Origin of the sequence: Escherichia albertii NBRC 107761 = DSM 17582, assembly GCF_000759775.1 — a bacterium.
GTDB classification, from domain to species: domain Bacteria; phylum Pseudomonadota; class Gammaproteobacteria; order Enterobacterales; family Enterobacteriaceae; genus Escherichia; species Escherichia albertii.
On record NZ_BBMY01000187.1, the window covers coordinates 1 to 5,202 of the forward strand.

Below are 5,202 nucleotides of genomic sequence, written 5' to 3' on the forward strand. Positions count from 1 at the left end.
AAGCGAAAGGCCCGGTCGAAAGACCGGGCCTTTTTGCGTTTCTACAAACACTTCCTGTCATCATATCTACAAGCCATACCCCCGCAGATACGGTAAACTAGCCTCGTTTTTGCATCAGGAAAGCAGCTATGAACCACTCCTTAAAACCCTGGAATACATTTGGCATTGATCATAATGCTCAACACATTGTATGTGCCGAAGACGAACAACAACTACTCAATGCCTGGCAGCATGCAACCGCAGAAGGACAACCCGTTCTTATTCTGGGTGAAGGAAGTAATGTACTTTTTCTGGAAGACTATCGCGGTACGGTGATCATCAACCGAATCAAAGGGATCGAAATTCATGATGAACCTGATACGTGGTATTTACATGTAGGAGCCGGAGAAAACTGGCATCGCCTGGTAAAATACACTTTGCAGGAAGGTATGCCCGGTCTGGAAAATCTGGCATTAATTCCTGGTTGTGTTGGCTCATCACCTATCCAGAATATTGGTGCTTATGGCGTAGAATTACAGCGAGTTTGCGCTTATGTTGACTGTGTTGAACTGGCGACAGGCAAGCAAGTGCGCTTAACTGCCAAAGAGTGCCGTTTTGGCTATCGCGACAGTATTTTTAAACATGAATACCAGGGCCGCTTCGCCATTGTAGCCGTAGGTCTGCGTCTGCCAAAAGAGTGGCAACCTGTACTAACGTATGGTGACTTAACTCGTCTGGATCCTACAACAGTAACGCCACAGCAAGTATTTGATGCGGTGTGTCATATGCGCACCACCAAACTCCCTGATCCAAAAGTGAATGGCAATGCCGGTAGTTTCTTCAAAAACCCTGTTGTACCTGCCGAAACGGCTAAAGCATTATTGGCACAATTTCCAACAGCACCAAATTACCCCCAGGCGGATGGTTCAGTAAAACTGGCAGCAGGTTGGCTTATCGATCAGTGCCAGCTAAAAGGGATGCAAATGGGTGGGGCTGCGGTGCACCGTCAACAGGCGTTAGTTCTCATTAATGAAGACAATGCAAAAAGCGAAGATGTCGTGCAACTGGCACATCATGTAAGACAGAAAGTGGGTGAAAAATTTAATGTCTGGCTTGAGCCAGAAGTTCGCTTTATTGGTGCATCAGGTGAAGTTAGCGCAGTGGAGACGATTTCATGAAGGATAATACCGTTCCACTGAAATTAATCGCGCTGTTAGCGAATGGTGAATTTCACTCTGGCGAGCAGTTGGGTGAAACGCTGGGAATGAGCCGGGCGGCTATTAATAAACACATTCAGACACTGCGTGACTGGGGGGTTGATGTCTTTACCGTTCCGGGTAAAGGATACAGCCTGCCTGAGCCCATCCAGTTACTTAATGCAGAACAGATATTGAGTCAGCTGGATGGCGGCAGTGTGGCCGTGTTGCCGGTTATTGATTCTACAAATCAATATCTCCTTGATCGTATCGGAGAGCTTAAATCGGGCGATGCCTGCGTTGCAGAATACCAGCAGGCAGGTCGTGGTCGCCGTGGTCGGAAATGGTTTTCGCCTTTTGGCGCAAACTTATATTTGTCGATGTTCTGGCGTCTGGAACAAGGCCCGGCTGCGGCGATTGGTTTAAGTTTGGTTATCGGTATCGTGATGGCGGAAGTATTACGCAAGCTGGGTGCTGATAAAGTTCGTGTTAAATGGCCGAATGACCTCTATCTGCAGGATCGCAAGCTGGCAGGTATTCTTGTGGAACTGACTGGCAAAACTGGCGATGCGGCGCAAATAGTCATTGGTGCCGGGATCAACATGGCAATGCGTCGGGTTGAAGAGAGTGTCGTTAATCAGGGGTGGATCACGTTGCAGGAAGCGGGGATCAATCTCGATCGTAATACGTTGGCGGCCATGCTAATACGTGAATTACGCGCGGCGCTGGAACTCTTCGAGCAAGAAGGATTGGCACCTTATCTTTCTCGCTGGGAAAAGCTGGATAATTTTATTAATCGCCCAGTGAAACTTATCATTGGTGATAAAGAAATATTTGGTATTTCACGCGGAATAGACAAACAAGGTGCTTTATTGCTTGAGCAAGATGGAATAATAAAACCCTGGATGGGCGGTGAAATATCCCTGCGTAGCGCAGAAAAATAAGAAAGGGGAGCATTAGCTCCCCTGAAAATTATTTGCGCAGTCTGACCTCTTCTACCGCATGATTAGCACTTTTCGTCAGGATTAAACTGGCGCGCTCACGAGTAGGTAGAATATTTTGCTTTAAGTTCAGCCAGTTGATCTCTCTCCACAACGTCATGGCTGTCTTAATAGCTTCTTCCTTAGTTAATTTCGCGTAGTTATGAAAATAAGAATCCGGGTCTGTAAAAGCCCCTTCGCGGAATTTCAGGAAACGATTGATATACCATGTCTGAAGTAAGTCTTCCGGGGCATCAACATATATCGAAAAATCGACGAAATCAGAAACAAAAACATGATGCGGGTCGTGCGGATAATCCATCCCGCTCTGTAAGACATTTAATCCTTCAAGAATTAAAATATCAGGTTGAACAACAGTTTTATCTCCATCCGGGATCACATCATAAATAAGATGCGAGTAAACAGGAGCTGTAACGTTTGGCACGCCAGATTTGAGATCGGAAACAAACTTCACCAGGCGATGCATATCATACGATTCCGGGAAGCCTTTCTTCTTCATCAGGCCACGCTCTTTAAGCACCTGGTTAGGGTGAAGAAAACCATCTGTGGTTATCAACTCAACACGGCGATGTTCCGGCCAACGGCTTAATAGCGCCTGTAATACACGGGCGGTCGTACTTTTCCCCACCGCGACGCTACCAGCAATGCTGATAATGTAAGGAATACGTTGCCCGTTGGTACCAAGAAACTGTTCCAGAACTGCCTGACGGCGCAGGTTTGAGCTTATATAGAAGTTCAGCAAACGCGACAGAGGCAAATAGATCTCGGCAACTTCTTCTAAGGAGAGATCTTCATTTATACCTTTGAGGCGGGCAATCTCTTCTTCCGTTAACGTCATGGGTACGGAATCACGCAGAGCTGCCCACTGGTTGCGGTCAAACTGTAGGTAAGGCGTCATTAACGTTTGCTCTTTTATACTCATAAGCATGTTTCTGGCGGTCATAGCTCTATCGGCAAAGCGATATTTGCCATGGCGCGTCACAGTTCAGTTTAATGGGATAATGGGCAGGAGGGTAACACCAGATGGGAAGGAATAATAAGAAAAAATCTCTTTCGGCGAGCTATCGTTGAAAAGCAATGTGACAGATATTCCATCTGATAAAAAGAATCGTGTCTTGATGGAAGTATGTTGTTAAGCAGAATGGTGCTGAAAAAGTGTGCTAATCAGCGCCTTCTTCGACGATTTCTTCATCGTCTCGAGCAAAATGTGACCAACAAAACAAATTATGCAATTTTTTAGTTGCATGAACGCGCATGTCTCCATAGAATGCGCGCTACTTGATGCCGACTTAGCTCAGTAGGTAGAGCAACTGACTTGTAATCAGTAGGTCACCAGTTCGATTCCGGTAGTCGGCACCATCAAGTCCGGTGGGGTTCCCGAGCGGCCAAAGGGAGCAGACTGTAAATCTGCCGTCACAGACTTCGAAGGTTCGAATCCTTCCCCCACCACCAATTTCGGCCACGCGATGGCGTAGCCCGAGACGATAAGTTCGCTTACCGGCTCGAATAAAGAGAGCTTCTCTCGATATTCAGTGCAGAATGAAAATCAGGTAGCCGAGTTCCAGGATGCGGGCATCGTATAATGGCTATTACCTCAGCCTTCCAAGCTGATGATGCGGGTTCGATTCCCGCTGCCCGCTCCAAGATGTGCTGATATAGCTCAGTTGGTAGAGCGCACCCTTGGTAAGGGTGAGGTCGGCAGTTCGAATCTGCCTATCAGCACCACTTCTTTTCTCCTCCCTGTTTTTTCCTTCTGTCTATTGCATTCAACAAGTCGGGCATGTTGCCTGGTTGATGTGGTGATATCACCGATTTATCCGTGTCTTAGAGGGACAATCGATGTCTAAAGAAAAGTTTGAACGTACAAAACCGCACGTTAACGTCGGTACTATCGGCCACGTTGACCATGGTAAAACAACGCTGACCGCTGCAATCACTACCGTACTGGCTAAAACCTACGGCGGTGCTGCTCGCGCATTCGACCAGATCGATAACGCGCCGGAAGAAAAAGCGCGTGGTATCACCATCAACACTTCCCACGTTGAATACGACACCCCGACCCGTCACTACGCACACGTAGACTGCCCGGGCCATGCTGACTATGTTAAAAACATGATCACCGGTGCTGCGCAGATGGACGGTGCTATCCTGGTTGTTGCTGCGACTGACGGCCCGATGCCGCAGACTCGTGAGCACATCCTGCTGGGTCGTCAGGTAGGCGTTCCGTACATCATCGTGTTCCTGAACAAATGCGACATGGTTGATGACGAAGAGCTGCTGGAACTGGTTGAAATGGAAGTTCGTGAACTTCTGTCCCAGTATGACTTCCCGGGCGACGACACTCCGATCGTTCGTGGTTCTGCTCTGAAAGCGCTGGAAGGCGACGCAGAGTGGGAAGCGAAAATCCTGGAACTGGCTGGCTTCCTGGATTCTTACATTCCGGAACCAGAGCGTGCGATTGACAAGCCGTTCCTGCTGCCGATCGAAGACGTATTCTCCATTTCCGGTCGTGGTACCGTTGTTACCGGTCGTGTAGAACGCGGTATCATCAAAGTGGGCGAAGAAGTTGAAATCGTTGGTATCAAAGAGACTCAGAAGTCTACCTGTACTGGCGTTGAAATGTTCCGCAAACTGCTGGACGAAGGCCGTGCTGGTGAGAACGTAGGTGTTCTGCTGCGTGGTATCAAACGCGAAGAAATCGAACGTGGTCAGGTACTGGCTAAGCCGGGCACCATCAAACCGCACACCAAGTTCGAATCTGAAGTGTACATTCTGTCCAAAGATGAAGGCGGTCGTCATACTCCGTTCTTCAAAGGCTACCGTCCGCAGTTCTACTTCCGTACTACTGACGTGACGGGTACCATCGAACTGCCGGAAGGCGTAGAGATGGTAATGCCGGGCGACAACGTTAAAATGGTTGTTACCCTGATCCACCCGATTGCGATGGACGACGGTCTGCGTTTCGCAATCCGTGAAGGCGGTCGTACCGTTGGCGCGGGCGTTGTAGCTAAAGTTCTGGGCTAATT

The 5,202-nt window shown here is 48.4% G+C and carries 4 protein-coding genes and 4 tRNA genes; 7 read left to right on the forward strand and 1 reads right to left on the reverse strand.

What is annotated here, in order from left to right:
* The first annotated feature begins 128 nt into the window (after nt 1–128).
* Both murB and birA read left to right on the forward strand, forming a co-directional pair.
* Nucleotides 129–1,157 carry a UDP-N-acetylmuramate dehydrogenase gene (gene murB, locus EA14781_RS21625; RefSeq protein WP_001016678.1) on the forward strand — a complete coding sequence of 343 codons (1,029 nt, stop codon included), beginning with the start codon at nt 129–131 and terminating at the stop codon, nt 1,155–1,157.
* Entirely contained in the window at nt 1,154–2,119 is a 966-nt protein-coding gene (gene birA, locus EA14781_RS21630; protein ID WP_000654626.1) for a bifunctional biotin--[acetyl-CoA-carboxylase] ligase/biotin operon repressor BirA, read from the forward strand. Before murB ends, birA begins: the two co-directional genes overlap by 4 nt.
* Nucleotides 2,120–2,147: 28 nt before the next feature.
* Here birA and coaA read toward each other — a convergent pair whose 3' ends face one another.
* Complete coding sequence (coaA, locus tag EA14781_RS21635) at nt 2,148–3,098, reverse strand: type I pantothenate kinase (protein ID WP_000023090.1); 951 nt, start codon at nt 3,096–3,098, stop codon at nt 2,148–2,150.
* Nucleotides 3,099–3,459: 361 nt separating this feature from the next.
* On the opposite strand from coaA, the gene EA14781_RS21645 reads away from it, so the two are divergent.
* The 5 genes from EA14781_RS21645 to tuf all read left to right on the forward strand — a co-directional run bounded on the left by EA14781_RS21645 (nt 3,460) and on the right by tuf (nt 5,200).
* A tRNA-Thr gene (locus tag EA14781_RS21645) sits at nt 3,460–3,535 on the forward strand.
* Nucleotides 3,536–3,543: 8 nt separating this feature from the next.
* Nucleotides 3,544–3,628 (forward strand) — tRNA-Tyr (locus EA14781_RS21650).
* Nucleotides 3,629–3,744: 116 nt separating this feature from the next.
* A tRNA-Gly gene (locus EA14781_RS21655) sits at nt 3,745–3,819 on the forward strand.
* 6 nt (nt 3,820–3,825) lie between these two features.
* Nucleotides 3,826–3,901 (forward strand) — tRNA-Thr (locus EA14781_RS21660).
* 114 nt (nt 3,902–4,015) lie between these two features.
* Complete coding sequence (gene tuf / locus EA14781_RS21665; RefSeq protein ID WP_025237921.1) at nt 4,016–5,200, forward strand: elongation factor Tu; 1,185 nt, start codon at nt 4,016–4,018, stop codon at nt 5,198–5,200.
* The last annotated feature ends 2 nt before the right edge of the window (nt 5,201–5,202 follow it).